Below are 24,249 nucleotides of genomic sequence, written 5' to 3' on the forward strand. Positions count from 1 at the left end.
CAGCCGTTTGACCTGTAGCAGTCCGGCTTGGCGGCGGTGGCGTCAGTGAAATCGCTGCCGCCGACAGGCCGGACTGCTGCAACCCGCTTTCATCCCAGGTTTACTCGGGACATCTCAGGCCACAAAACTGGCGGCGCGCCTTCGCCTGCGCCATGCTCATGACGGGCTAATTGATCCGCCCGCGAGACCCGCCATCATGAACACGCCCGTATTTTCCTTCGCCACCGAGCGCCTGCTGCTGCGCGAATTTATCCCCGACGACACCATTGCCCTGGCGCGGATATTGGGTGATGCCCAGGTCATGCGCCACTCGGTGCGCGGGGTGTTGTCTGAGCAGGCTACCGGCGAGTTTATTCAGGCGTGTCGGCAATCCTACGGTGAGCATGGTTTCGGACCCTGGGCGGTGGTCGAAAAATCCTCATCAACCTTGGCCGGGTTTTGCGGTCTGAATGCTGAATATGTGGATGACGCGGATGAAATCGAGATCGGCTATCGTCTGGCGCCTGGGTTCTGGGGCCGAGGGCTGGGCACTGAAGCTGCTTGCGGGGCGCTGTCCCAAGCCTTCGACAGGTGTGGCATCGAGTCGCTGATCGCCATCGTCGAGCCGGCGAACGTGGCCTCGGTCAAGGTCATCCAGAAGCTGGGCTTTACCGGCTTCATTCATAGCCAGTACCACCGCCGGGGTGTCAGGATCTACCGCATGACCGCGCAGCAATGGGCCTCCCGAACCGCACCACGGGGCTGAGCACGTACTGGCGCAGGCCTGGCTGGCAAAGCGTTACTCAGTTGCTGGCTTGACCGGGCCCAAGGCCTGGCAGTCGATGAGTTGATCACACTGATAAAGTCGCCGGGGAGAGGACATGGGATATCGCAGATCGACTGCGTTGACGTTTTTCAATATGAGCGCCGGGTTGTTGTTCGGCCTGATCCTGGCGGCGCCGGGGCGTGCACAGGCGAATGAAACAGCGCCGCCGCCACCGACACCGCCGAGCGCCCTGGCATTTGTCCAGGATCGTCATCTGGGTGACAGCCTTGGCTGGCTGGGGTATCAGGTGGCCTCGCGTACGGTGACGTTTACGGCCATCGTCGAGGCCGTGGGCCGTACCAAAGCCCAGGAAATCGTGCAGGACGAATTGCAATACCTGCAGCCGCAATACCAGCAGGAGTGGGATCGCAACCTCGCCGCCGCCTACGCGGCATCGTTCACCCCCGATGAGCTGACCAAGCTGAACGTGGGTGACCCGCCGCCTGATGTGGCCAATAAATTCCGCGCCAAGCAGCGCGATGTGGGCATGGACATGAAGGGCCGCTCCAGCGAGCTGCTCAAGGTCTATGTCTCCACGGCGCTGGACAACGCCTTGAAAAAAGCCAAGCCTTGACACCTCGCGTGCGTCCATCGAACGGGCCGCGCGTTCTTTTTGATTCGAAACGGGGAGCACAGACCATGGACCCATTCATGCAGGCGGCCATTGAAGAGGCGCAAAAGGGACTGGCCGAAGGCGGTATTCCGATCGGTTCGGTGATCGTTCACGACGGCAAGATCATCGGTCGCGGGCATAACCGTCGGGTTCAGGAGGGCAGTGCGATCAAGCACGGCGAGATGGATGCGTTCGAGAACGCCGGACGTCAGCCCGCCAGGGTCTATCGTGAGGCCACGCTCTACACCACTCTGTCGCCTTGCGCGATGTGCAGCGGCGCCATCCTGCTGTATGGCATTCGCAAGATCATTGTGGGCGAACATGAAACCTTCATGGGCGAAGAACAATTGCTGCGCGCTCGCGGCGTTCAGGTCGATGTCGTGCACGACGCCACCTGCATCGGCCTGATGAAGCAATTCATCGCCGACAAGCCAGAGTTGTGGAATGAGGACATCGGGGAGTAGTCAGGGCCACCACCCATTGCAATCTGTAGGGGCCAGCTTGCTGGCGGCAGGTCAGCTAGCAGCGATTTATCCGACCGGACGTCATCGCCAGCAAGCCGGCGCCCACGGCCTTCGGCCAGAATCAAAAGCAGGCGGCGCAATGCCATAGATGTTGATCACTGCTGTTCGGAGGACGAAAGGTGTCGACCGCTTCTGCCCGGAGGGCGTGGGAGTTCGCCGGGGTGGCGCTCCACCTTGCCGACGATCTGGCGCGAAGCGCCAGCAAACCCGGTGAACGGTATATACCTGACTCACCGAGCCGCCTGATTTTGCTGCCGGTGCCTGGCAGATCGCCGGCAAGGTGGAGCGCCACCCCGGCGAACTCCCGCGGCCTCTGGCCAGAATCAAAAGCAGGCGGCGCAATGCCATAGATGTTGATCACTGCTGTTTGGAGGACGGAAGATGTCGACCGCTTCTGCCCGAAGGGCGTGGGAGTTCGCCGGGGTGGCGCTCCACCTTGCCGACGATCTGGCGCGAAGCGCCAGCAAAACCAATGAACGCTATATACCTGACCCACCGAGCCGCCTGATTTTAATGCCGGTACCCGGCAGCTCGCGGGGCAAGCCCGCTCCTACGGGCCTTCGGCCAGAATCAAAAGCATGCGGCGCAATGCCATAGATGTTGATCACTGCTGTTCGGAGGTCGATAGATGTTGGTCGCTTCTGCCCGGAGGGCGTGGGAGTTCGCCGGGGTGGCGCTCCACTTTGCCGACGATGTGGCGCGAAGCGCCAGCAAACCCGGTGAACGGTATATACCTGACTCACCGAGCCGCCTGATTTTACTGCCGGTACCCGGCAGATCGCCGGCCAGCCAGGCTCCCACGGCCTCTGGCCAGAATCAAAAGCATGCGGCGTGATACGCCAATGCTGCTTGAGACGCTTGTCTGAAAACATGGGATCCCTCACAAGGCCCCATGCGCATCAGCCGCGACGACTCAGTCAATACGCAACGTCGAATTGAACTGGCTGATCGCATCCACCACATGCCGCGAACCCTGCTGGATTTCCAGAATCACTTCCCCGGCCTCATTAGCCAGCTCAACCCCGGTACCGGTGCGGCTCAGGCTCGATTGCATGCTCGACACCGCACTTCGGGCCAGGTCGTTGTTCTGACGCACCACATCGACGATCTCCAGGGTCGCCTTGCTGGTCCGCGCTGCTAACCCGCGTACTTCATCGGCCACCACGGCAAAACCGCGGCCGTGCTCGCCGGCGCGCGCCGCTTCGATGGCGGCGTTGAGTGCCAGCAGGTTGGTCTGATCGGCGATGCCGCGAATGGTCTGCACGATGGTGCCGATGATTTCCGACTGTTTGTTCACCGCATCGATGCTGCGTGCCGCCTCGTTCAGGTCGCTGGAGATCTGCTCGATGACTTCCACGGTCTGCTGGACCACGCTGGAACCCTTCTGCGCGCATGCGTCGGTGCGCACCGAGGTGTCGTGAGCGGTGGTGGCGGCGTTGCGTTGAATCGTCACTTGCTCGGTAATGTCGCTGGCGAATTTCACCACCTTGTACAGCCGGCCCTTGGCGTCGAACAGCGGGTTGTAAGTGGCCTCCAGGTACACCGTCTGCCCCAGCTTGTTGACTCGCTCGAAGCGATGGGAGTGGTATTCACCGCGATTGAGCGATGCCCAGAAAGCCTTGTACGCCGGCGACTCGACCTCTGCCCGGGTGCAGAAAATACTGTGGTGCTGACCGATGACCTCATTTAGCGAGTAATGCATGGTCTTGAGGAAGTTTTCGTTGGCGGTGATGATGCGACCGTCCGGGCCAAACTCGATCATCGCCATGGAGCGGCTGATGGCGTCGATCATGCTCTGGTTTTCATGATCCTTCTGCGACCGATCAGTAATGTCGGACGCGACCTTGATCACGCTCTGGACCTTGCCGTCGACGTCGAACACCGGCATGTAGCTGGCCTCCAGCCAGATCTCGCGGCCGGTTTTGTCCAAACGCATGAAGGTGCCGCACAAGGCTTCGCCGCGGCCCAGGTCGCGCCACAACGTGCGATAGGCGTCGCTGTCGCAAAAGGCTTTTTCGCAGAAGATTCGATGATGCTTGCCGACCAGCTCGCCGGGTTGATAACCCATTGCGTGACAGAAGTTTTCGTTGGCTTCGAGAATGATGCCGTCGGGCGTGAATTCGATCATCGCCATGGAGCGACTGATCGCGGCAAGCTTGGCCTTGGACTGGCACAGGGCGGCGGTGGATACCTGCAATTGGGCTTCGACGGCCTTGCGGTGTGAATTGAACATCTGCCATCTACCTCAATGTTTGCGAAACCCGGTCCCAGTGACCGTCTTCCCTGATTAGCTCGTTACGGGAATCGGCGTCAGCCGATTCAGCTTGAGTCATGGCGGTATGATATCAATGGCCGGGATGCATTGCGAAATGAGGCCAAGAGGTGCAGGGCAGAGCGTCGGAGGGGGGATCAAGACAGCGTTGACCGATCGTCTGATGCCGATCAAAGCGATCAGTGGTTGCAGATTTTCGCGGTGTGCCGATCGATCCATAGAGGGTGCCTGACTTCCATAGTCCTGAACTGCTGCAACCCCGCTCGCGGTCCCGTCAGCGGGCGCATTGCGGCAACTGCTCAGAGCATAGACAAGGGCAAGGCGGATGCAATTGCGATGCTGGCATTTTCACCGACAATGGCGATACAGCGCGCAAAACAGCCGGTAAGTCCTGCGCTGCTTCTGGCGCAAGACAGCGCAATGGCCGCCAATGTCAGTCTTGAAGACACGCTGCGCCAAACAACTGGACGTTCGCCAATTGCCCCTCATGCTCGATCAAGCGCACCGGTGCCGTGCCGCCAGGCATCACCACTTCCACCGTTCCGGCGCCAACCCAACCGCAGAGCCAGGCCGCTGACGCTACCGCGCTGGCGCTGGTACCGGAGGAAGCAGTCGGACCTTCGCCACGTTCAAATACCCGTGCCGTGATCCGGTGGGTTGCCGTCAGCGCAGCCCACTGCAAATTGACCCCGCCTGGGCAGGGATCGCCGTCGCCAGATTCACCCGCGGCGAAGGCGATGCGAGTCAGCGCAGGGTTCAGAGGCGCCTCGTGCAACCGGGCAAAGTCAGGCAGTGCTTGAGGGTCTGCAACCAGCGTGACGCAATGCGGATTGCCGACCCTGACGAACACGCTGCTCTGCCAGGACGGGTGCAGTTCAGCCAGACGCCGCACGCGGTTGACGCTGCGCCCGGCGAGCGTGGCATCGCCTACGCCGGCACCGGTGGCGCCCACTGCAGCAGCGCCAAACGCTGGTAGGCCGATGTCCAGCCAGAACCCCGCAATGCCATCGACCACTGCTGCAACCACGTCGGTGGTGACGGGCGTTACGCCGTCGTGGTGATCGTGGTGGACGTGCAGGGTGAACCCTTGATCGGTGGTCATCCGGCCGCCATCGACCAGCGACTGGGCGAAAATGGTCAGGCCGTTGCCACTGCGTTCTGCCAGGGTGCCGTCCGTGTTGACGATCAGAACATCGAACGGCGCCGTCTCCTGGAACGGCCCGACCAGCAGACCATCCGAGCGATGCGCCTTGCTGCCCGGAGGACGTGCAGCGGCGGGCCAGTCACAGATCGCAGCCACCGCCTGGGGTGTCCAGCTGCGCCGGGTCAGGGCTGCCTCGGCCGCTGACTCAGGCAGCTTCAACCCCAGCGTGCGCAGCTCCTGGGGAGAAACCACGGCGTAGATGTTGCCGCGTGCATCGTAGAAATGGGCCATGACAGGTTCGGTAGTCGGCGTCGGGGACCGGCATTAGAACATGGCCAGCGCACCTGCTCACACCACCAGGGTCAGCCAGGCCGACACCAGCAGCAACAGCGCCATTGCCTGATTGAAGCGCTTCATGCTTCGCGCCGAGCGACAGAACTTCGCTGCGCTGACCCCCAGGTATGCCCAGGCGCTCATGCACGGGATCGACACCCCAAAAAACGCCAGAGACAACCACGCCACGCGCAGCATGCGGTCGGCATCGGTGCCGGCGAACACGCTGACCACCGCCAGCGCCATCATCCAGGTCTTCGGGTTGACCAGCTGCAGACTGGCCGCGCCCCACAACCCCAGACGCGGACCGCTGGCAGCCCGGGCCGGGTCGATGGCTTCGGCTGGCGCGCTGAAAATCTGCCAGGCCAGCCAGGTCAGCCAGGCGATCCCGATCCACGACATGAAGGTCTGCACCTGCCGATGACGCGCCAATACATCGCCCAGCCCGGTGCCGACCATCAACACCAGCAATGCCGCGCCGGCGCAGGCGCCGAGCACGATCGGCAAGGTGCGCAACAGGCCATGCCGCGCGCTGTTGGTCAGCACCAGAATATTGGTCGGGCCGGGCGTGATGGAGGCGACGAAGGCAAACAGCAGAAAGGGTAAAAAGGCTTGCATGGGAGCACTCGGCGGTCATTGATCATGCATCGATCATCGCGCTGCGCCCAGGTCTGGGTCTGGAAGATTTGAGCAACGTCGGCGGTAGTCGGCGGGCGTCATGCGATAGGCGCGCTGAAACCAGCGCCCCAGGTGGCTCTGGTCGGCGAAACCCAGGGCGGCTGCGACGCTGACCGGCTGCTCGCCACGGGCCAACAGGTGTCGGGCGCGGGTCAGGCGCAACTGGATCAGGTAGGCATGCGGGGCCAGACCAAATGCCGCCTTGAATGCCCGGCTCAGGCGAAAACGATCGACGCCGGCGACCTTGGCCAGATCATCCAGGCCGATATCCTGATGCAAGTGGGCGTGCAGATAATCCCGAGCGCGTTGCGCCACCAGCGGCAAGCGCGGATCGGGATTGATCAACGCCCGCCAGCGCAGATGGCCGGTCAGGCTCGACAGCAGGGTATCCAGCGCGGTCTGCCGCACGATCCGCAGCTCGGCGTTGTGCATGGCCTCGAAGGCGTTGGCGGTGGCCACGGCCAGGCGGCTGTCATCGGCCAGGGTCGCGGCGAAGCTCAACTGCGCGTTGTCTGGCGCCTCTTCGAACTGTGCGCGCAGTTCGCGATCCAGCCAGTGCGGATCAAGGTACAGCGTGCGGTAGGTGAATCCGCCGGTTTCAGGGGCGTTGCCATCGTGGATGTCGCCGGGCTCCAGCAAGAACACCTTGCCCGGCGTGCTGTTGTGCTGCTGACGGCGGCAGTTGAACTGCTGCAGACCCTGCTCGGTGATCCCCACCAGATAACTGTCATGCCAGTGCGGATCGTACGCATGGCCTTCGAAATGCGCGCGCATGGTCTCGATGCCGGACGAGGCGTCCTGCTTGAGATCGATCCAGTTGCGGTCGGGCATTGGCTTCCTCTTGGTCCTGAAACAGTCCCGGCAAGGCTGCGCGCTATCGTAGCCGTCCGGCTTGCCGGCGGCAGCGATGTCATGCACACCAGCGCCGGCAAGCCGGTGCTGCTACAGCAGTTTCACCTTCATCATTGCGCAGCTTATCGACAGCCTGTCGCAAGGTCTGGAAGATTTGTGCAGCAGGCGACCGAGCGTAGCCCATCATTCGCTCAGATCAAATCCACTGCTCCCGAGGCATTGTCCGTTGATCAACACATCCACTGCGTGCCAACCGGCGTAGTGCACGCGAGTGGTGAAATCGCGCACCTGCTGCTCGCGGCGGATGTTCACCGATTGCCCCGGCGCCAGCTCCAGAGTCTTGAGCTTGAACACCTTGGCCGACGTCCCACCGGATTTCTTCACGTAATGGATCGCGTAGTCGATGATCAGGCGTTGGGGTTTATCAGACGTCGAGGTCAAGCCAAACGACAGCTTTATTCGTTCGCCCAGGCCAATGCTGCCGGGGCTGACGCTGAGGTCGGTCAAAGTCACCAGTGCCTTGTCACCGGCGCCCATCAGGGTCAGGGCGCGTGCGTCGCCTTTCTTGATCAGTGAGCGCAAGGCATGCCGCGCAATCCAGGCACTGTGACGATTGTGCAGCGGCCAGGCTTCGAGCTGATCGAGCACCCATTGCGGGTTGTCCTTGGTGATGTCATTGAGGTGATTGGCCACTGACTTGCGCACATAAAGGCTGTCATCGGCTTTGAGATTGTCGAGAATCTCCAGCACTGGCGAAGGGTCGATCATCAGGTTTTCCAGGCGCACTGACCACGGCAACCGCGGGCGGCAACCTTCGCTGGCGAGCCGCCGCACATGCGGGTTTTCATCCAGCGACCAGCCATGCATCACCTCGATCGTCCGGGCAAAGTCCCTGCGCAGGAAATGCCGCACGGCGAACTCGGAGGAGCCGAAGCTGGTGAAGAATTTCAGCGCCTGCATCGAACGCTGAAAATCTGCCTGACCGTACAAGGCGACGTACTCGGGCAGGATCATGCTGACGAATGCGCTGTTCAGCCGCGGCGCCAGTTGGTAAAGAATCCCCAGCGCGGCAACGTAATCTTGCGGCAAACCTGCATGCAGGCTCTGACTGACGCGGTTCAGCCGCTGCATCACCGACAAGCCATCCAGACCCTGCGATGCCCTGGTCATGAATCCCTGGCGATCGAACGCCGAATACACCGCGCACGTTTCATCAGCGATGTGCGCAAGACGCGCCAGGTTGAAGATTTCCTTGATAGCGGGGGCTTCAGACATAGAGGGTTCGGTCGAAATCTGTCGGGAGGGGCAGAGTACACAATCGCATCCCGAAGCGCCTGCGCCGACGCCTCGAGCCTGCGGCGTTCGCCCGGCTTCAACCGCGCGGCGCACCCCTCTGCAGGCTTACGATTTGCCGGTGCAGGCGTCCTTGAGGGCGCTACCGTCGTCCATCCGCACAGCTACAGCGGCCGCGCGTTTGTACCGGGAATCCAGGCAGGGCCGGTCAACTGCCAGACTATCCTTGTTACAAAGTGAGCCTGTCTGGACGGCGGTCATCACTCTCACAGCGCGAACCTACGCGCCGGATCGCCATCAAACACCGCAATCGTTACCCATCCTCAAGAAGGTAGATGATGAACAGTTTTCTGCGACACGTTGCGATTGTCTCCTTGGCCGGCTTGCTGAGTGTCGGTCTGGCGCAGGCCGATGAGCACGCCGCGCCTTCACCTCAGATGCTGGCCTCGGCAAACTATCCCGCCCGCAGCAACAACACCCCCGACAACGGTGCCATTCGGCGCGCCAACCCCAATAGCCGCCAAGGCACCGAATCCATTTCTCCGACGCTGCGCGGGCCCAATCTGGGGCCGACCCAACCGCGCCCGCCGACTCTTGAAAATGGCGGCATCGGCAATGGCCAGCCATCGCGGCAGCAGTCCCCACGACCTTCCAGTGGCGTTGAGCGCCGCACCGATTGAATTGGCAGCACGAAAGCCAGAGACCCTTTCCCAGTCAAAAGGAATCGCCCATGTTGCGTAAGACACTCATCCGCAAGACCTTGATCGCCAGTCTGTGTGCATCGGCGTTGTCTGGCCTGTCGGTGCCGGCCTCCGCCGCCAGCTATCAGAGCGAGGAGGGCACGTTGACGGTCGATGAAGTCGTCGGCGGTTTGCAGCACCCGTGGGCCATTGCGTTTCTGCCTTCTGGCAAGGGCATGCTGGTGACGGAGCGCACCGGCAGCCTGCGACGGGTGACGCCTGAGGGCAAGTTGTCGGCGCCGATTTCTGGAGTGCCCAAGGTCTGGGTGCAAGGCCAGGGTGGTCTGCTGGACGTTGAACTGTCGCCTGACTTCAGCAGCGACCGCATGGTCTACCTGACCTACGCCGAGGTAGGCAGCGACGGTAAGACCGGCGGCACTGCGGCAGGACGCGGACGGCTGTCGGAGGACATGACAAAACTTGAAGGCTTCACCCGGATCTTCCAGCAGCAGCCCAAGCTCTCGGTGGGCAATCACTTCGGTTCGCGCATCGTCTTCGACCGTGACGGGTATATGTTCATCGCGTTGGGCGAAAACAATAACCGGCCTACCGCGCAGGATCTGGACAAGCTGCAAGGCAAGATCGTGCGTCTGTATCCCGACGGCTCGGTACCCAAGGACAACCCTTTCGTGGGGCAGAAAAACGTGCGGCCGGAAATCTGGAGCTACGGCCATCGCAACCAGCAGGGTGCGGCACTCAATCCGTGGACCGGCATGCTCTGGACCAACGAGCATGGGCCAATGGGCGGTGACGAGATCAACATCATCGAGCGCGGTGCCAACTACGGCTGGCCGATTTCCACCTTCGGCATCGATTACAACGGCCAGCCGATATCCGAATCCAGAGGCAAGATCGTCGAAGGCGTGAAGAACCCGTTCCATGTCTGGGAAAAGTCACCCGCGATCAGCGGCATGGCCTTCTACGACTCGGACAAGTTCAAGCAGTGGGACCACGACATTTTCATCGGTGCACTGTCGGCGCAGGTGTTGATTCGTCTGCAGCTCAAGGACGACAAGGTGGTCCATGAAGAGCGTTTGCTGGGTGACCTGAACGCCCGCATCCGTGATGTGCGTCAGGGCCCGGATGGCTACCTTTATGTGCTGACCGACGAGGACGACGGCAAGTTGTTGAAGGTGGGGTTGGCGCAGTAAGGAGGCCGCTAGCGACGTACAGCGGATGTTAACCATATGGCTCTTTCGTCAGTTAGAGAGTCATATACGGCTCTACCTCGTGAGAAATGTAATCTATATGGCTCTTTTTTACTGGAAGGTAATCTAAATGGCTCTCAACTGTTGACTGGAGCCATATAGATTACATAATTGGGTCTTCCCAGCGAGACTCGATCATGAAGACCACCCTGCTTGAGCAGATCCGCAAGCGTCGTATGGCGCTTGGCGTAAAAATCCAGGACATGCCGTTGCGCGCAGGCCTGACCAGACAGCAGTACGGCAAGATCGAAGCCGGTGGCAATCCCAGGCTGACCACTCTGGACCAGATTGCCGAAGGGCTGGACGCCGTTTTGCTACTGGTCCCCAAGTCGAAACTCGAGAGGGTCGAGCGCCTGCTGGCAGACCCGACGCCGACGAGCCCGGGGAATTTCTATCCCCGGCAGGGCGAATCCGTAGAGCAGCAGCTGAACGTCGCTGAAGCGGATGAAAACCCCTGGGAGGGCATCTGATGGCGACCGAATCGGTGGCGGCGTTACGTCTGACGCTTCAGGGTCAGCTTGTGGGATATGTTGCGGGTTATTCCAATGGCAAGAACGTATTTACCCTGGCCCCCGAATACATAGCGAACCAGACCCGGCAACCGTTGACGCTGTCCCACGCCGATCCCGCCTCCTTCGCCAGGCAACTGGCCACCCGGCATCCTTACATCAGTACCCACAAGCTACACCCGGTGTTGAGCAATCTATTGCCGGAGGGTGCTCTGCGCGATTTTCTCTCGCAGGCAATGAAGGTTCACCGCGATAACGAATTCGCGCTGCTCAGCTGGCTTGGCCGCGATTTGCCCGGCGCTCTGGTGGCGGACCCTGTTCCGGCCTCAGACATCCCCGAGCTGGTCCTGCAACACCACGGCAGGATCGAGCCGATGGTGATCGACATTCCCGACACGCGAGCCCACTTTTCACTGGCCGGGGTACAGATGAAGTTCTCGATGCGCGATCAGGACGGTCGTTACATCACCGGTGATCCCAATGCGCCGGGTGACTGGATTATCAAGACGCCTTCGACCGTTCACCCTTTCGTGCCGCTCAACGAATACACGGCGATGAGCCTTGCCGCGCTGGCGGGTGTCGATATACCCGAGATAAAACTGATCCCCATGGCCAGCATCGAGGCGCTTCCCAACGTCAGCCTGCCGAACGAGCGACATGCTTACGGCATACGTCGTTATGACCGGTTGCCGGACAACAGGCGTGTGCACTCGGAGGATTTCGCCCAGATATTCTTTGCCTATCCCCATGACAAATACCGTATGGCCAGTTACGAGCAGATTGGCAAACTCATCTATCGGAACTCGGTTCAGGGGCAGCGGGACGCGGTACAGATGGCAATACGGTTGCTGGTCAATATCCTGCTGGCAAACGGAGATGCGCACCTGAAGAACTGGAGCATGGTGTACCCGGATGGCCGAAACGCCCAGCTGTCCCCGGCGTACGATATCGTGACCACCCAAGCCTATATCGCCGACGAGACTCAACACGCCCTGAACATGGCCAGGACCAAAAACTGGTACGACAGCTCATACGAGCACTTCAAGCGATGGGCCGAGTATGGCGACATCCCATGGCGGCCGGTTCTGTATAACCTCAGAGCCGCGATGGCGCGCGCACGTACCCTGTGGCCTGCCGCCTTGAACGACAGCCAGATGGCCGAACATCAAAAGGCTGTCCTGCGCGCGCACTGGAAGCGACTGCATGCCGATTTCAGGATCGATTGATGCTCAGCCTTAAGGACAGCATCAAGGCCTTCGCGGCAGCAGGCTGGGCACTGCATGCATCAGCGCGTTGATCGCAAAGCCGATGAACATGACCCCGCACAGCCGGGTGATGGTCAGTTCATGGCGCTGGTACAGCGTGCGCACATGACGTGCGCCGACCACGCCGATGATGATGCCGTAGGCCGCGATACCGCCCAGGGTGCTGACCAGAATCAACAGCGGCAGCATCGACCAATTGAGCATGTCGGCACGGCTTGAAAGCAGCGCGGTGAAGGTCGCGACCGCCACCGGGTAGGCCTTGGGATTGGTCAGGCCGAACATGATGCCGTGCCAGAACGGGTGCCGTCCTGGCGCCTTGGGCTGGTCCTCGCTGCTGCGCTTGGCACGGATCGCACGCCAGCCGAGCCAGAACAGAAACAGCCCGCTGATGATGCCCAGCACATCGAACGCCGTGGTGCCGATCACCCTGGCGCCGATGATTGCCGCCAGCGCCGTGCTGCACCAGATCACATCGCCCAGCAAATGCCCGCAGAGAAACGCCGCACCGGCGCGACGTCCCCTGGAGGCGCCGATACCGAACACCGCCAGCACGCCGGGCCCTGGCGAGATGGCATAGATGAAGCCGGAGGCGAGCACGGCCAGAAGCAAAGAGGGCGTCATGGGGTATTCCTGCTGGGTGAGAACGGCAGTGTAGACGAGCGCACCACTCACTTTCGAGGGCTTTGATGCGTGTAAAGAGCAGCGCGCCGAGGTTGTAAAAAATCGGCGCAGAACGTAAAAGATGCGCCCACCCAAATTCGCCTGGATGCTTTCTTCAATGACCACTGCCCACCGACCCGCCGCAGGCTTCACGCGTCGCCTGCTGCCCTTGAGCATGGCGTTTGCCTCTCCGTGGCTGGCCGCTCAGGAAGCCGAGCCGCTGACGCTGGACGCTGTGGAAGTGTCGGGTGAGCAGGCGTCGAGCTATCAGGTCGGCACTGCCTCGGTCGGCGGGTTCAATCCGGCGCCGTTGCTCGATACACCGTCGTCGATTTCGGTGTTCAGCGAAGACATGTTGAAAAACCAGCAGGCCAGGTTGCTCAGCGAGGTGCTGCGTAACGACGCTTCGGTGGGCGACAGCTATGCGCCGGTGGGTTACTACGAAAACTTCGTGGTCCGCGGATTTTCACTCAATGCGGCCAACAGCTACCGGATCAACGGCCGCAGCATCACAGGCGAGCAGAACGTCGCGCTGGAAAACAAAGAGCAGGTCGAGTTGCTCAAGGGCTTGTCCGGCCTGCAGAGCGGCGTGTCGGAGCCGGCCGGTGTGGTCAATTACCAGACCAAACGCCCGCAAGATGTGCGCTCGGTGACGGTCTCGACCAACGAGCATGGCGAGCGATACATCGCCACCGACGTGGGCGGCTGGTTCGGCAGTGAAAAGCAGTTCGGCCTGCGCGCCAATGTCGCCCACGAAGACATCCGCTCCTACGTTGAACATGCCGACGGCCAGCGCGACTTCGCCTCCCTGGCGTTCGACTGGAACATCAACGAGCAATCGACGCTGCAACTGGACGTCGAATACCAGAGCAAAGAACAGCGCTCGGTGCCTGGCTATCAACTGCTCGGCGGAACCGAGTTACCTCACGACGCCTCGCCGCGCAAGTTGCTGGGGTATCAGAGCGGGTCGAACCCTGTGGGCATCGATTCGCTGAACATGAATGGTCGTTACGAGTACCGCCTCAACGACGACTGGAAAGCCAGCCTCAGTGCCTCGCGCAGCCGCGTGGTGATCGATGACTACAGTGCCTTCGCCTACGGCTGTTATAACCAGAGCAACTGCCCGAGTACCCCGATAACAGGGCACTTCACCCCGGGCGGCGGTTACGATATCTACGACTTCCGCAGCCCCGACGACACCCGCCGCAACGATGAAGTCGAGGCGGCCATGACCGGTCGGTTCACCACCGGCTGGCTGGCACACGAGCTGACCTTCGGCACCAGCGCGTTCCGTCGCACGGTCGATACTCGCCCCTACTTCAGCGAATACGTGGGCTCGAGCAACATTCATGAAACGCCGCAAGCCTTCGCCCCGTCCGACTTGCCGGTGGGCCATACCGAGCGACGTCTGGACAGCCGTCAGTACGGGCTGTTCGCCACCGACCGCATCCAGTTCAACGAGCAGTGGCAGACGGTGATTGGCGGGCGGCAGGTGCGCCTCGACGAAAAAGCCTACAACGAAGATGGCAGCGACAATCGTCACACTCAGCGCTCGATCTTCCTGCCCCAGGCCGCGTTGATCTACAAACCGATCGACAATATTTCGCTCTATACCAGTTACAGCAAAGGTTTGTCTTTGGGCGGTACGGCGTCGGTGTTCGACACCAATATCGGGGAGATTCTCGCACCGACGATTTCTCGCCAGCTGGAAGCCGGGGTCAAATACGATTGGCGCCGCATGAGCTTTACGGCGGCAGTATTTGAGACCCGACAGGCGTATCAGTATTCCAGACCCAACGAGGACGGCAGCCTGACCTACGTGCAGCAGGGTCAGCAGAAGAACACCGGGCTGGAACTGGGCGCCAACGGCTGGCTGACCTCACAACTGCAGATCGCCGCCAGCGTCGCCGCGATCCGCGCCCGGGTAGAGGACAGCGGCACTGCGGCCTATGAAGACCATCAGGCGATCAACGTGCCCAAATATCGCGGCAGCCTGTCGGCCGATTACAGCCTGCCGATTCCGGGCCTGGCCTTGCTCGGCGGGGTGCAATACAGCTCCAGCAAATACGCCAACCGCGAAGGCTCGGTGAAGGTCGATGATTACGCGGTATTCAACGCCGGCAGCCGCTACAGCACCCGGCTTGAAGGCTACGACACGGTGTTTCGCCTGACCGTCGACAACCTCTTCGACAAACGCTACTGGCGCGATGTCGGCGAGTATCTGGGTGATGATTACCTGTTCCTCGGCGCTCCGCGAACGGCGCGGTTGTCGGCGACGGTCAGTTTCTAGACTTTTACGCAGGCCCAAATTGTGGGTGCCGGCTTGCTGGCGAATGCGCTGTGTCATTCGCCACAGATGTATCTGACCCACAGCCTTCGCCAGCAAGCCGGGCTGTCACGGCCTGTGGCTAGAATCAATAGCACGGCGCTCTTTTCATCTCTGGCGACAAAAGCGCATCCTAGCTTTGCTTGCAATCGCGGGCTGTGCACGGACAGAACGTGCGGCGTCTTCTCTGAGGTGAGCGGCAAGATGATTGAGTTGAAACCCGGTGCCGTCCCTGACATCCCACTGCTGTGGTCGCTGCGCACCCGCGCCGTGCGGCAGTTGTGCGCCAGTCATTATTCGCCTGAACAGATCGACATATGGAGCGAGTCGCCACCGCCCGAATCCTATCTGCGCCTGCTGGCCAGCGGCTGCGCGCTGGTCGCAGAGCAGGAAGGCGAGCGGCTGGGCTACGGCATCCTGGATCGCCAGAGTGGCGAGGTGATTGCCCTGTTTGTCGAACCTGCCGAAGCGGGCAAGGGCATCGGTAAACGATTGATGCAGGGGCTCGACGGGATTGCCGCGCAAGAAGGTTTCACCCGGCTGTACCTCTACGCCTCGCTAAACGCCGCCGACTTCTACCGGGCGATGGGTTTCGTCGCCATGCGCGAGGAAGCCTACCTGCATCCCAGCGCAATCACCCTGCGCAGCTTGTACATGGAAAGAGTGCTGCCAATGAATTCGCTGCACTAGTCGAGGCACCGCACAACGATTCCCGGCCCGATGCCTCCTTGTAGGAGTGAGCTTGCTCGCGATCAACGTTGTGCCGCGACAACGGTGCGGCTGCCTCATGAATCGCGATCAAGCTCACTCCTACAGGACTGCATCCGTATCGGATCGCATGGGCTGCGGTACTGGGTTTACCCCACTCGCGCCGTCTTCTGCGGGCCACCGCTGACCTCGAATTGCCCCACCAGCTTCTGCAGCTTGTTGGTGTTCAGGCGCACGCTCTCGGCGCTGTTTTGCAGGACGTTCACCGTCTGGCGCATTTCCGTGGAGGCCATGTCCACGCGCTCGATGGTCGTGCCGTAGTCGCGGCTGCGTTCGCTGAGTTGGGAGATGATGCCGATCATGCTCTCCACCTCCTGATGCAACTGGGCATTTTCCGATGACGCATCGACGCTGGTGCGCAGATGGTTGTCCACGTCCTGCACGCCGCCCTCCATGAACGCCACGGCTTGTTGTGTCTCGCTTTGCAGGCCTTCGACCATGTGCCGGATGTCCTCGGCTGCACTGGCGGTACGCACCGCCAGCGAGCGCACTTCATCGGCCACCACCGCGAAGCCGCGCCCGTGTTCACCGGCGCGGGCGGCTTCGATGGCGGCGTTGAGCGCAAGCAGGTTGGTCTGGTTGGTGATGTTGGTGATCAAGCTGACGATGTTGCTGATCTGCGCCATCTTCGAATCCAGCGACTGCACGCTCAAGGCCGAGCGTTCCACCACGTCGCGGATCGACTGGGTGCCGACCCTGGCGCTTTCGAATTGCTCGCGCGCACGGCGGACCACATCGTCCATCGCCAGCTTCATCTGCTCGGCGGTGTAGGAAGCCTGCTGAATCTCCCCTAACTGACCCTCGACGATCAGCATCATGCGGTTCACCGCTTCGGTCACCTCGTCCGATGTCAGGCCCGCCTCCTGACTGCGGCCCAGCATCAATTCGTTGGTCTTGCCCATGGTTTGCGAGGCATGGATGACCTGGCCAACCACTGCATCCAGATTGTCGATAAAGCTGTTGATCCAGCGCCCCAGGTCACCGGTTTCGTCATTGACCATGGTCGTGGTGTCCAGGCGTTGCCGCAGATTGCCTTCCCCTTCGGCAATGGTACGGATCACTTCGGTCATGTCGCTCATCCGTTCAGCCAGGCGCTTGGGGCCCAGTTTCGAAAACACCCAGGCGGTGGCCGCCATGCTCAGGACCTGGATACCGTCGATGGTCAACTGACCCAGTTCGCTGTAGTGCTGGACCAGATAGTTGCAGCCATACAGGCCGCCCATGGTCAGCAGATAGGGCTTCATCAGGCCGTAGCTCAGCGACCTGCGGCGATAGACCTCTTCCAGATCCGCCTCGCACATCATGCCCCAGCGGTCGAGGCAGCCGGGCAGCTGGAAGGTCACGCCTTTGCCGATCACCGGGATGTGCCGGTAGTCCGAATAGCCGGGGTAGGTCACGAACAGGTTGGAGCCGTTGCGAATGGTTTCGCGCACCCCGGGGTGCAACTCTTTGGTTGCCGGGTCGGTGAAGCGCAGTTCCAGTTCGGTGTGGCGCTGAATGCGCACAGCGCCCCAGGCGGTGTGTACACCTGTCTTGAGGTTCTCGCCGTGGGTGAAGGCGTTGTCCTCGAAACGCGAGCGTGACAGCGCGATGCCCGGCTGCACCGCAGGGTCGAATGTCGAGCGCACCATGAACAGGTAGTTGTCACCCGATTCCGGATAGACATGCCCGGCTTCGCGTTGAATCAGATCACCCAAGACGTCGTTGGGGACCCGGCCACACAGGCAGCCGACCGCTTTGCCCTCGACGTGCAGCGGCTGATAGAACATCAGCGTGACCTCGTCGTGAAAGCGCGAGGACGACGGACCGATCTTCAAGGTCAGCGGGTCACTGTACGGCCCATGAAGAAACGGCTTCTTCAACCCCTCGGCCAGGGCCTTGGGCTGCTGATGCTTACCGTCGAGGTGGTCGCTCCAGGTCGAGGCCAGCACTTTGCCCTGACCGTCGACGACGAACAGTTCGGAAAAGTCCGGCGCCTGCTGGCGTTTCTCCTGAAGCACGCGCGGGTCAATCTGCGCCATGTCCTTTTCGACGCTGCTGGCCAGTTCCCGCAGATGGTCCCAATACTCTTGCGCCCAGTGTTGCAGCAGGCGGACCCGGGTCTGGGCGATGGATTCGAAAGTGCGTTCGATCACCGGGTACATGGACCGATTCAGGCGACAGGATCGCGCCATGGCCAGTTTTCCCGTCTTGCCGAACCACGGAAGCCAGCGCTTTTCGCCAGGAGAGAGCTGCATCGAATCACTGCGCAGGGACATGCCGTTACCTTCAAGCTAGACATCAAAGAGCCATCAGCAAGGCAAGGACTGCGCCATGCCACAGACATGTGCGTCTGGATACGTTGATTTCATGACCGCCGAGTCAGTCCCTTGAGCCTTTTATGGCACCCCTTAAGCTCGGCATCTGGCGCAAGTCTTGGGCCGCAGCATGGCGGATTACTGAACCTACCGTTCGTCGGCTGTGAAAATTTCACTTGGACGGTTCACTTATCGATCAGCCCGCATTGAACGTTTCTATCAGGCACAAGCAGGGAGGCGCATAAATTAAATGCCTGATAGCGGGGCGTCATTGTGTTAATGGTCCTGTTTTGGTGCGTAAAACGAATGCGGTGACGGCGGATATATCTGCAAATGTCGCTTTTCGAAAAGCAAAAATTGTTATGGGTTTTACGTGGCGGATATCGCACCAAAACAAGGCGTTCATTCATCAGCGACTCTGGAGCAGTACGGCCCGCCGATGGTATCGATCATGCGCATGCCACCGCTGGCAAGCCGTGCTGCTACAGAGAACTGGCGCCGGGTTCCGTGGCTTGCTACCGTCCGCTGGCCACTCAACAGGGAAATCGGGCCATGCCAGCGCAATATCCCGTGCAACGTCGTATCCAGGATGGACGCCCGCTGCTGGTCACCGCAGAGCCTTTGCAGTCGGGCACCGAAGACACCCTGCATCGCTATAGGGAAGGCCAGTTGTGGGCGGTCAGGCAGGGGGTGATCACGGCTGAACTCGACACCGGCAGTTGGGTGGTGCCCGCGCGACATATCGGCTGGATCCCGCCGGGTTTTGCGCACGCGGCGCGGGTGCACGACGCCGCCAGAGGCTGGATGATCCACCTGCGGCCGGACCTGTGCCCGCTGTTCCCGACCACGCCGACGGTCTTTCACATGACTTCGCTGTCCAGCGCCTTGTTCGAGCGCATTGGTGCCTGGGACAACGGTGCCGCCGAACTCACGCCGCCGCAGCATCGCCAGCTCGAAGTGCTGTTCGATGAGCTCAAGGTATCGGCGGCCAGTCCGCTGTTTCTGCCGATGCCCAGCAGCCCACATCTGGTGGGCATGACCCTGACCATCGTTGCCGACCCGGCCAACAAACTGAGTCTGGACGACTGGGCGCGGCGCGTGGGCATGTCCCGGCGTGGTCTGACCCGACACTTTCGCGCGGAGACTGGCATGTCGCTGATGCAGTGGCGCATCGTCGCGCGGATGAAGCGGGCGCTGGAATTACTGGCCCAGGGCGATAGCGTCAATCGTGCCGCGCAACGCCTGGGTTACGACAGCGTCAGCACCTTCATCAGTGCGTTCAGCGCGCAGTTCGGCATGACGCCCGGCGTGTATGCCCTGTGATGTGACGCAAGTCCGGTTGTCAGCCAACCGCCCTCAAGCCGCAAGCTTTGTTATCCTGCGCGCCTTTGTCGCACCTAACTGCCGTTTTAACCTGCCAAATGGGGTCTGTGATGACAGCCATTCTTCGACCACGTCCACAACCGATCAACCGGGGCGACTATAAGACCCTGGGCCTGGCGGCATTGGGCGGGGCGCTGGAGATCTACGATTTCATCATCTTCGTGTTCTTCGCGCTGACGCTCAGCCAGCTGTTTTTCCCTGCGGACATGCCCGAGTGGCTGCGCCTGCTGCAAAGTTTCGGAATCTTCGTCACCGGCTATCTGGCGCGTCCGCTGGGCGGCATCCTGATGGCGCATTTCGCCGACAAGCTGGGGCGCAAGCGGGTGTTCAGCCTGAGCATTCTGATGATGGCCTTGCCCTGCCTGCTGATCGGGGTGATGCCGACCTACGCTGACATTGGCTATTGGGCGCCGTTGATCCTGCTGGCGCTGCGCATCCTGCAAGGCGCCGCGGTGGGTGGTGAGGTGCCGAGCGCCTGGGTGTTCGTTGCCGAGCACGCACCCAAAGGGCATCGCGGTTACGCGCTGGGTGTGCTGCAGGCGGGTCTGACCTTCGGTTACCTGATCGGGGCCTTGACCGCGACCTGGCTGGCCAAGGCGTTCAGCCATGCGGAAATTCTCGACTTTGCCTGGCGCATCCCGTTTCTGCTGGGCGGTGTGTTCGGCGTGATCGGCGTCTGGCTGCGCCGCTGGTTGAGCGAAACGCCGGTGTTCATGGCGCTGCACGCGCAGCGCGAAGGCATGACCGAACTGCCTCTGCGCGCGGTGCTGCGTGAGCATCGTCAATCACTGCTGCCCGCGGCGCTGTTGACCTGCGTGCTGACCTCGGCGGTGGTGACCCTGGTGGTGATCACGCCTACCGTGATGCAACAGCGATTCGGCATGAGCCCCAGTGAGACCTTCGCCCTGAGTAGCGTGGGAATCGTCTTCCTCAATATAGGCTGCGTACTGGCCGGGATGCTGGTTGACCGCATCGGCGCCTGGCGTGGCGTGGTGCTTTACAGCCTGTTGCTGCCGCTGGGCGTGGGCCTGTTGTACGCCAGCCTGGTCATCCACTGGCTGTCGATCGGTCTTGCCTACGCAGTTGCAGGGCTGGCCTGCGGAATCGTCGGTGTGGTGCCGTCGGTCATGGTCGGCCTGTTCCCGGCGAACATCCGGGTGTCCGGCATCTCCCTGACCTACAACATCAGTTACGCGCTATGGGCCAGCACCACGCCGCTGGCGTTGATAGCCTTGATGCCGTGGAGCCCATGGGTGTGCGTTGGCTATTGCGTGATCATGGGCGCCGTGGGCCTGTTGACCGCAATGTTCTTCGGCATGCGCAAGGGCATGCAGGTCGATGACCTGCCAATGGCGCGTTGCGAGCACTGACCGTCGGGGCGTCGTGGAGCGACGCCTGATCCACTACTACGCTTGGCCGACCGCTATCGGAATAGTCGTCGGCGAGTGTAGGTATGAGCGATAACTCCAATAAGAACGATCTCAGCACCACCCCGGCTCTGCGCGCTTATGTCGATACCCTCTATCGCCAGGAGTCGCGGCGGGTCCTGGCGACCCTGATCCGCCTGCTGGGCAATTTCGAACGCGCCGAAGAGGCCTTGCAGGACGCGTTCATCGCGGCGGTGGAGCAGTGGCCTGACTCTGGAATCCCCCATAACCCCCGCGCCTGGCTGGTGTCGGCGGGGCGTTTCAAGGCCATCGACAGCTTGCGTCGGCGCGCGCGCTTCGACGCCTCGCTCAATGAATTGAGCCGTCAGCTGGAAAACCAGCCAGTCCCCGATGACGCCGACCTGGACAGCGTGGCCGATGATCGCCTGCGCCTGATCTTCGTCTGTTGTCACCCGGCCCTCAATGCCGATGCCCAAGTGGCACTGACCCTGCGCGAAGTGTGTGACCTGAGCACCGAACAGATCGCTCAGGCGTTTCTCATCAGTCCGTCAACCGTCGCCCAACGCATCGTGCGCGCCAAGAACAAGATCCGCGACGCCCATATCCCCTACGAAGTCCCGGCTCACCATGAATTGCCGGAGCGCCTTGAGGCCGTGCTGCAGGTCATCTATCTGGTATTCAACGAGGGTTATTTCGCATCAAACGGCGAGCAACTCACACGCAGCGATCTGTCGACGGAGGCTATACGCCTGGGGCAATTGTTGCTGGCGCTTTTGCCGGAGCCGGAAGTGGCGGGGTTGCTGGGGTTGATGCTGTTGATCGAGGCCCGACGCCCGGCGCGGCTTTCGCCCGAGGGGGAACCGGTGCTCCTGGACCAACAGGACCGCGGCCTGTGGAACCGGGCCATGATCGAAGAGGGTGAGGCGCTGGTGCAGCAGGCACTGCGCTCCGGTAAGGCGGGCGCATACAGCGTGCAGGCGGCGATCGCTGCCGTGCATGCCCAGGCCGAGCGCGCCGAGGACACCGACTGGGTAGAAATTGTCGGGCTTTATGACGTGCTGCTGCGCCTGAACGACTCGCCTGTGGTGCAACTCAACCGCGCTGTGGCGCTGGCCATGGTCCAGGGACCGCAGGCGGCGCTGATTCTGGTTGACGAACTGTTGGCCGCGGACGCACTGCAGGGCTATCACCTGGTCTGGGCTGCGCGCGCGGATCTGTGCCGCAGGCTCGGCCACTACCCACAGGCGCGCGCGGCGTACCTCGAAGCTATAGCACTGGCTCAGCAGGGCGTTGACCGGCGTTTTCTTCAACGCTGTCTGAATGATTTGCCTAACGGCTGAATGCCAACGACCGTCGGTCAGGCAGCGGAAATTCTTCCCCGACGCTGTCGATTTGCACCGGCGACAAACGACTAGCTCTGTAACAACCCCCTGACGCGCACATTGACCCGTAGCAGTCCGGCTGGCAGGCAGCAATCGCAGAGACGCTGCCGCTGGCCGGCGCCACCAACCGGCCAGACCGCTCCACGTCATCAGCGCGCTTTGGGCCTGGAATTCATGCATTGGCAAGCAAGCCGTCCCGGAGGTCGTCATGAAATACCTGTGTCTGATCTACAGCAATGAACAAACCCTGCATTCACATTCCGACAGTCCACGGGACGACGAATGCCTGGCCTACGCGCAGTCGGTGCAGGCCAGCGGACGGATGCTCGCCGCCGAGCCGTTGGAGTCGGTCGAGACCGCCACCACCGTCAGAATGCGCAACGGCAAGGTGTCGATCACCGATGGTCCTTTCGCGGAAACCAAAGAGCAACTGGCAGGTTTCTATCTCATCGAGGCGCGGGACCTGAATGATGCCCTACAGGTGGCGGCGTATATTCCGGCGGCACGGGTCGGCAGCGTAGAAGTCCGCCCGGTGCGTGAGCTCAACCTCGGGCGCAACGAAACCATCAACCGGCAGGATGCTGTCGCCTCAGGAGCCGTGTCATGAACGACGCCTCAAGCACCGCTCAGGCACACATCAAGACCCTGCTGGAGCAGTGGTGTGCTGCTGTTCGGGACAAGGACCTTGACGCAATCATGGCCTATTACGCCCCCGACATCGTGGCCTACGACGCCATCCTCCAGCTGCAGTTTCGAGGGATCGAAGCCTACCGTGAACACTGGAAATTCTGCCTGGGGCTGTGCGAAGGCGGGATGCTGTTCCAGACCCATCAGTTGGCTGTGCATGCCGGCGGCGACGTGGCGTTTGCCCATTGGCTGCATAAATGCGGCGGCACCGACGACAAGGGTGAAGAGAAGTTTTCGTGGATGCGTGCCAGCGCAGGCTACCGCAGAACGGCGGAGGGCTGGAAAGCGGTGCACGAGCACTTTTCCGCGCCGTTCGACATGGCCAGCAGCAAAGCGCTGTTCGATCTGCAACCCTGATCTGTTGCCTATAAAAACACTTGAGGAGAACCGTCATGAGCGTGAAACCTATCCCCGAAGGGCAGCACAGCCTGACTGTGTACATGGGCGTCTCGCCCGCTGATCAAGCCATCGAGTTCTACAAGAAGGCGTTTGGCGCCAAAGAGATGTTCCGCCTGGACGCGCCGGGCGGGAGGGTCGGCCACGCTGAACTGCAGATCGGCGATTCGCGCATGATGCTGTCAGAGCCCTGTGACCAGGGCGGTTTTGGCAGCCCCGACCCCGGCGGCAAAACCTCATTCGGCATGCACCTGTACGTGGCGGATGTGGACGAGCAATTCAAGCGCGCAGTGGACGCCGGAGCCACGGTTGTCAGTGAAGTCCAGGACATGTTCTACGGAGACCGCAGCGGCAGTGTGCGCGATCCGTTCGGCCATCTGTGGTTCATTGGTACGCACAAGGAAGACCTGACACCGGACGAAATTCGGCAACGGGCAATGAAAATGTTCGGTCAGGCAGCATCCTGACGCCTTGTGGGCCATTTCTCTGCAGCATGTAGCGCGATTTGCACCTTCACGGGTGCAGATCGGCTTTGCCTACCCCGTCCGCGCCCGCAACTTCGTGGCAAGCCATCGCAACATCATTTGTAACGGATGATTGTAATTCTTATTTACTGCGTTTATTGTCGCTGTCTATACAAGTGCGAATTCAACTCCCTGCGCGAAAACTCTTTCGAGCAGGCGTGGTTATCTGCAACTGAAGCGTAATGTTGTAAGAATCATACAG

General features: G+C 61.3%; 22 protein-coding genes and 1 pseudogene. 15 read left to right on the plus strand and 8 right to left on the minus strand.

Going from position 1 to position 24,249, the window contains the following annotated elements:
* Positions 1–196: 196 nt before the first annotated feature.
* The 3 genes from ACI2KS_RS06665 to ACI2KS_RS06675 all read left to right on the plus strand — a co-directional run bounded on the left by ACI2KS_RS06665 (position 197) and on the right by ACI2KS_RS06675 (position 1,882).
* Positions 197–745: a GNAT family N-acetyltransferase gene (locus ACI2KS_RS06665; protein ID WP_404618386.1), complete on the plus strand. Its 549-nt coding sequence runs from the start codon at positions 197–199 to the stop codon at positions 743–745.
* A 115-nt stretch (positions 746–860) separates the two neighbouring features.
* Positions 861–1,379: a hypothetical protein gene (locus ACI2KS_RS06670; protein WP_404618388.1), complete on the plus strand. Its 519-nt coding sequence runs from the start codon at positions 861–863 to the stop codon at positions 1,377–1,379.
* A 65-nt stretch (positions 1,380–1,444) separates the two neighbouring features.
* A complete protein-coding gene (locus tag ACI2KS_RS06675; RefSeq protein ID WP_404618390.1) occupies positions 1,445–1,882 on the plus strand; it encodes a nucleoside deaminase in 438 nt (145 codons plus the stop codon).
* Between the two features lie 973 nt (positions 1,883–2,855).
* Here the strand turns inward: ACI2KS_RS06675 and ACI2KS_RS06680 are convergent.
* The 6 genes and pseudogenes from ACI2KS_RS06680 to ACI2KS_RS06705 all read right to left on the minus strand — a co-directional run bounded on the left by ACI2KS_RS06680 (position 2,856) and on the right by ACI2KS_RS06705 (position 8,496).
* Positions 2,856–3,395, minus strand: a complete 540-nt coding sequence (locus tag ACI2KS_RS06680; RefSeq protein WP_404618492.1) for a methyl-accepting chemotaxis protein — start codon at positions 3,393–3,395, stop codon at positions 2,856–2,858.
* A pseudogene (locus tag ACI2KS_RS06685) lies at positions 3,390–4,175 on the minus strand (PAS domain-containing protein); the annotation flags it as partial. The pseudogene ACI2KS_RS06685 and the gene ACI2KS_RS06680, both read right to left, overlap by 6 nt.
* Positions 4,176–4,647: 472 nt before the next feature.
* Positions 4,648–5,649: a diaminopimelate epimerase gene (locus ACI2KS_RS06690; RefSeq protein WP_404618392.1), complete on the minus strand. Its 1,002-nt coding sequence runs from the start codon at positions 5,647–5,649 to the stop codon at positions 4,648–4,650.
* Positions 5,650–5,706: 57 nt separating this feature from the next.
* Entirely contained in the window at positions 5,707–6,309 is a 603-nt protein-coding gene (locus ACI2KS_RS06695; protein WP_404618394.1) for a LysE family translocator, read from the minus strand.
* A gap of 33 nt (positions 6,310–6,342) precedes the next feature.
* Positions 6,343–7,200 carry an AraC family ligand binding domain-containing protein gene (locus tag ACI2KS_RS06700; RefSeq protein ID WP_404618396.1) on the minus strand — a complete coding sequence of 286 codons (858 nt, stop codon included), beginning with the start codon at positions 7,198–7,200 and terminating at the stop codon, positions 6,343–6,345.
* Positions 7,201–7,404: 204 nt separating this feature from the next.
* A complete protein-coding gene (locus ACI2KS_RS06705) occupies positions 7,405–8,496 on the minus strand; it encodes a DNA alkylation repair protein (RefSeq protein WP_404618398.1) in 1,092 nt (363 codons plus the stop codon).
* A gap of 356 nt (positions 8,497–8,852) precedes the next feature.
* Between ACI2KS_RS06705 and ACI2KS_RS06710 the strand changes: the two genes are divergently transcribed.
* From ACI2KS_RS06710 to ACI2KS_RS06725, 4 genes are all read left to right on the plus strand, one after another.
* Positions 8,853–9,194, plus strand: coding sequence for a hypothetical protein (locus tag ACI2KS_RS06710; RefSeq protein WP_404618400.1), 342 nt, complete (start codon positions 8,853–8,855; stop codon positions 9,192–9,194).
* 50 nt (positions 9,195–9,244) lie between these two features.
* The gene (locus ACI2KS_RS06715; RefSeq protein ID WP_404618402.1) at positions 9,245–10,405 is read left to right on the plus strand and encodes a PQQ-dependent sugar dehydrogenase; all 1,161 of its coding nucleotides are present in this window, start codon (positions 9,245–9,247) and stop codon (positions 10,403–10,405) included.
* Positions 10,406–10,599: 194 nt separating this feature from the next.
* Positions 10,600–10,932 (plus strand): helix-turn-helix transcriptional regulator, encoded by a 333-nt coding sequence (locus ACI2KS_RS06720; RefSeq protein ID WP_404618404.1) that lies wholly within the window; start codon positions 10,600–10,602, stop codon positions 10,930–10,932.
* Positions 10,932–12,197, plus strand: a complete 1,266-nt coding sequence (locus ACI2KS_RS06725) for a type II toxin-antitoxin system HipA family toxin (protein ID WP_404618406.1) — start codon at positions 10,932–10,934, stop codon at positions 12,195–12,197. The genes ACI2KS_RS06720 and ACI2KS_RS06725 overlap by 1 nt, the downstream gene beginning before the upstream one ends.
* A gap of 21 nt (positions 12,198–12,218) precedes the next feature.
* On the opposite strand, the gene ACI2KS_RS06730 is transcribed toward ACI2KS_RS06725, so the two are convergent.
* On the minus strand, positions 12,219–12,857 hold the full coding sequence (locus ACI2KS_RS06730) for a LysE family translocator (protein WP_404618408.1): 639 nt from the start codon (positions 12,855–12,857) through the stop codon (positions 12,219–12,221).
* A 157-nt stretch (positions 12,858–13,014) separates the two neighbouring features.
* Here ACI2KS_RS06730 and ACI2KS_RS06735 point away from each other — a divergent pair, with 157 nt between their 5' ends.
* On the plus strand, positions 13,015–15,186 hold the full coding sequence (locus tag ACI2KS_RS06735; RefSeq protein ID WP_404618410.1) for a TonB-dependent siderophore receptor: 2,172 nt from the start codon (positions 13,015–13,017) through the stop codon (positions 15,184–15,186).
* A gap of 240 nt (positions 15,187–15,426) precedes the next feature.
* On the plus strand, positions 15,427–15,912 hold the full coding sequence (locus ACI2KS_RS06740) for a GNAT family N-acetyltransferase (RefSeq protein ID WP_404618412.1): 486 nt from the start codon (positions 15,427–15,429) through the stop codon (positions 15,910–15,912).
* A gap of 167 nt (positions 15,913–16,079) precedes the next feature.
* Here ACI2KS_RS06740 and ACI2KS_RS06745 read toward each other — a convergent pair whose 3' ends face one another.
* Positions 16,080–18,248, minus strand: coding sequence for a methyl-accepting chemotaxis protein (locus ACI2KS_RS06745; RefSeq protein ID WP_404618414.1), 2,169 nt, complete (start codon positions 18,246–18,248; stop codon positions 16,080–16,082).
* Between the two features lie 591 nt (positions 18,249–18,839).
* On the opposite strand from ACI2KS_RS06745, the gene ACI2KS_RS06750 reads away from it, so the two are divergent.
* The 6 genes from ACI2KS_RS06750 (at position 18,840) to ACI2KS_RS06775 (ending at position 23,990) form a co-directional block, all read left to right on the plus strand.
* Positions 18,840–19,610 (plus strand): AraC family transcriptional regulator, encoded by a 771-nt coding sequence (locus ACI2KS_RS06750; RefSeq protein WP_404618415.1) that lies wholly within the window; start codon positions 18,840–18,842, stop codon positions 19,608–19,610.
* Positions 19,611–19,720: 110 nt separating this feature from the next.
* Complete coding sequence (locus ACI2KS_RS06755; protein ID WP_404618417.1) at positions 19,721–21,040, plus strand: MFS transporter; 1,320 nt, start codon at positions 19,721–19,723, stop codon at positions 21,038–21,040.
* A gap of 128 nt (positions 21,041–21,168) precedes the next feature.
* Positions 21,169–22,398 (plus strand): RNA polymerase sigma factor, encoded by a 1,230-nt coding sequence (locus tag ACI2KS_RS06760; protein WP_404618493.1) that lies wholly within the window; start codon positions 21,169–21,171, stop codon positions 22,396–22,398.
* 250 nt (positions 22,399–22,648) lie between these two features.
* The gene (locus ACI2KS_RS06765; protein WP_404618419.1) at positions 22,649–23,047 is read left to right on the plus strand and encodes a YciI family protein; all 399 of its coding nucleotides are present in this window, start codon (positions 22,649–22,651) and stop codon (positions 23,045–23,047) included.
* Complete coding sequence (locus ACI2KS_RS06770) at positions 23,044–23,484, plus strand: YybH family protein (protein ID WP_404618421.1); 441 nt, start codon at positions 23,044–23,046, stop codon at positions 23,482–23,484. The genes ACI2KS_RS06765 and ACI2KS_RS06770 overlap by 4 nt, the downstream gene beginning before the upstream one ends.
* Positions 23,485–23,519: 35 nt before the next feature.
* Entirely contained in the window at positions 23,520–23,990 is a 471-nt protein-coding gene (locus ACI2KS_RS06775) for a VOC family protein (protein ID WP_404618422.1), read from the plus strand.
* The last annotated feature ends 259 nt before the right edge of the window (positions 23,991–24,249 follow it).

This window comes from Pseudomonas sp. NPDC087358 (assembly GCF_044900785.1).
Classification (GTDB): Bacteria; Pseudomonadota; Gammaproteobacteria; order Pseudomonadales; family Pseudomonadaceae; genus Aquipseudomonas.

Excerpts from the sequence above, each read along its gene's own strand:
- ACI2KS_RS06665 (WP_404618386.1), top strand. The coding sequence starts at position 197 with ATGAACACGCCCGTATTTTCCTTCGCCACCGAGCGCCTGCTGCTGCGC.
- ACI2KS_RS06670 (WP_404618388.1), top strand. The coding sequence starts at position 861 with ATGGGATATCGCAGATCGACTGCGTTGACGTTTTTCAATATGAGCGCC.
- ACI2KS_RS06675 (WP_404618390.1), top strand. The coding sequence starts at position 1,445 with ATGGACCCATTCATGCAGGCGGCCATTGAAGAGGCGCAAAAGGGACTG.
- ACI2KS_RS06690 (WP_404618392.1), bottom strand. The coding sequence starts at position 5,649 with ATGGCCCATTTCTACGATGCACGCGGCAACATCTACGCCGTGGTTTCT.
- ACI2KS_RS06695 (WP_404618394.1), bottom strand. The coding sequence starts at position 6,309 with ATGCAAGCCTTTTTACCCTTTCTGCTGTTTGCCTTCGTCGCCTCCATC.
- ACI2KS_RS06700 (WP_404618396.1), bottom strand. The coding sequence starts at position 7,200 with ATGCCCGACCGCAACTGGATCGATCTCAAGCAGGACGCCTCGTCCGGC.
- ACI2KS_RS06705 (WP_404618398.1), bottom strand. The coding sequence starts at position 8,496 with ATGTCTGAAGCCCCCGCTATCAAGGAAATCTTCAACCTGGCGCGTCTT.
- ACI2KS_RS06710 (WP_404618400.1), top strand. The coding sequence starts at position 8,853 with ATGAACAGTTTTCTGCGACACGTTGCGATTGTCTCCTTGGCCGGCTTG.
- ACI2KS_RS06715 (WP_404618402.1), top strand. The coding sequence starts at position 9,245 with ATGTTGCGTAAGACACTCATCCGCAAGACCTTGATCGCCAGTCTGTGT.
- ACI2KS_RS06720 (WP_404618404.1), top strand. The coding sequence starts at position 10,600 with ATGAAGACCACCCTGCTTGAGCAGATCCGCAAGCGTCGTATGGCGCTT.
- ACI2KS_RS06725 (WP_404618406.1), top strand. The coding sequence starts at position 10,932 with ATGGCGACCGAATCGGTGGCGGCGTTACGTCTGACGCTTCAGGGTCAG.
- ACI2KS_RS06730 (WP_404618408.1), bottom strand. The coding sequence starts at position 12,857 with ATGACGCCCTCTTTGCTTCTGGCCGTGCTCGCCTCCGGCTTCATCTAT.
- ACI2KS_RS06735 (WP_404618410.1), top strand. The coding sequence starts at position 13,015 with ATGACCACTGCCCACCGACCCGCCGCAGGCTTCACGCGTCGCCTGCTG.
- ACI2KS_RS06740 (WP_404618412.1), top strand. The coding sequence starts at position 15,427 with ATGATTGAGTTGAAACCCGGTGCCGTCCCTGACATCCCACTGCTGTGG.
- ACI2KS_RS06745 (WP_404618414.1), bottom strand. The coding sequence starts at position 18,248 with ATGTCCCTGCGCAGTGATTCGATGCAGCTCTCTCCTGGCGAAAAGCGC.
- ACI2KS_RS06750 (WP_404618415.1), top strand. The coding sequence starts at position 18,840 with ATGCCAGCGCAATATCCCGTGCAACGTCGTATCCAGGATGGACGCCCG.
- ACI2KS_RS06755 (WP_404618417.1), top strand. The coding sequence starts at position 19,721 with ATGACAGCCATTCTTCGACCACGTCCACAACCGATCAACCGGGGCGAC.
- ACI2KS_RS06765 (WP_404618419.1), top strand. The coding sequence starts at position 22,649 with ATGAAATACCTGTGTCTGATCTACAGCAATGAACAAACCCTGCATTCA.
- ACI2KS_RS06770 (WP_404618421.1), top strand. The coding sequence starts at position 23,044 with ATGAACGACGCCTCAAGCACCGCTCAGGCACACATCAAGACCCTGCTG.
- ACI2KS_RS06775 (WP_404618422.1), top strand. The coding sequence starts at position 23,520 with ATGAGCGTGAAACCTATCCCCGAAGGGCAGCACAGCCTGACTGTGTAC.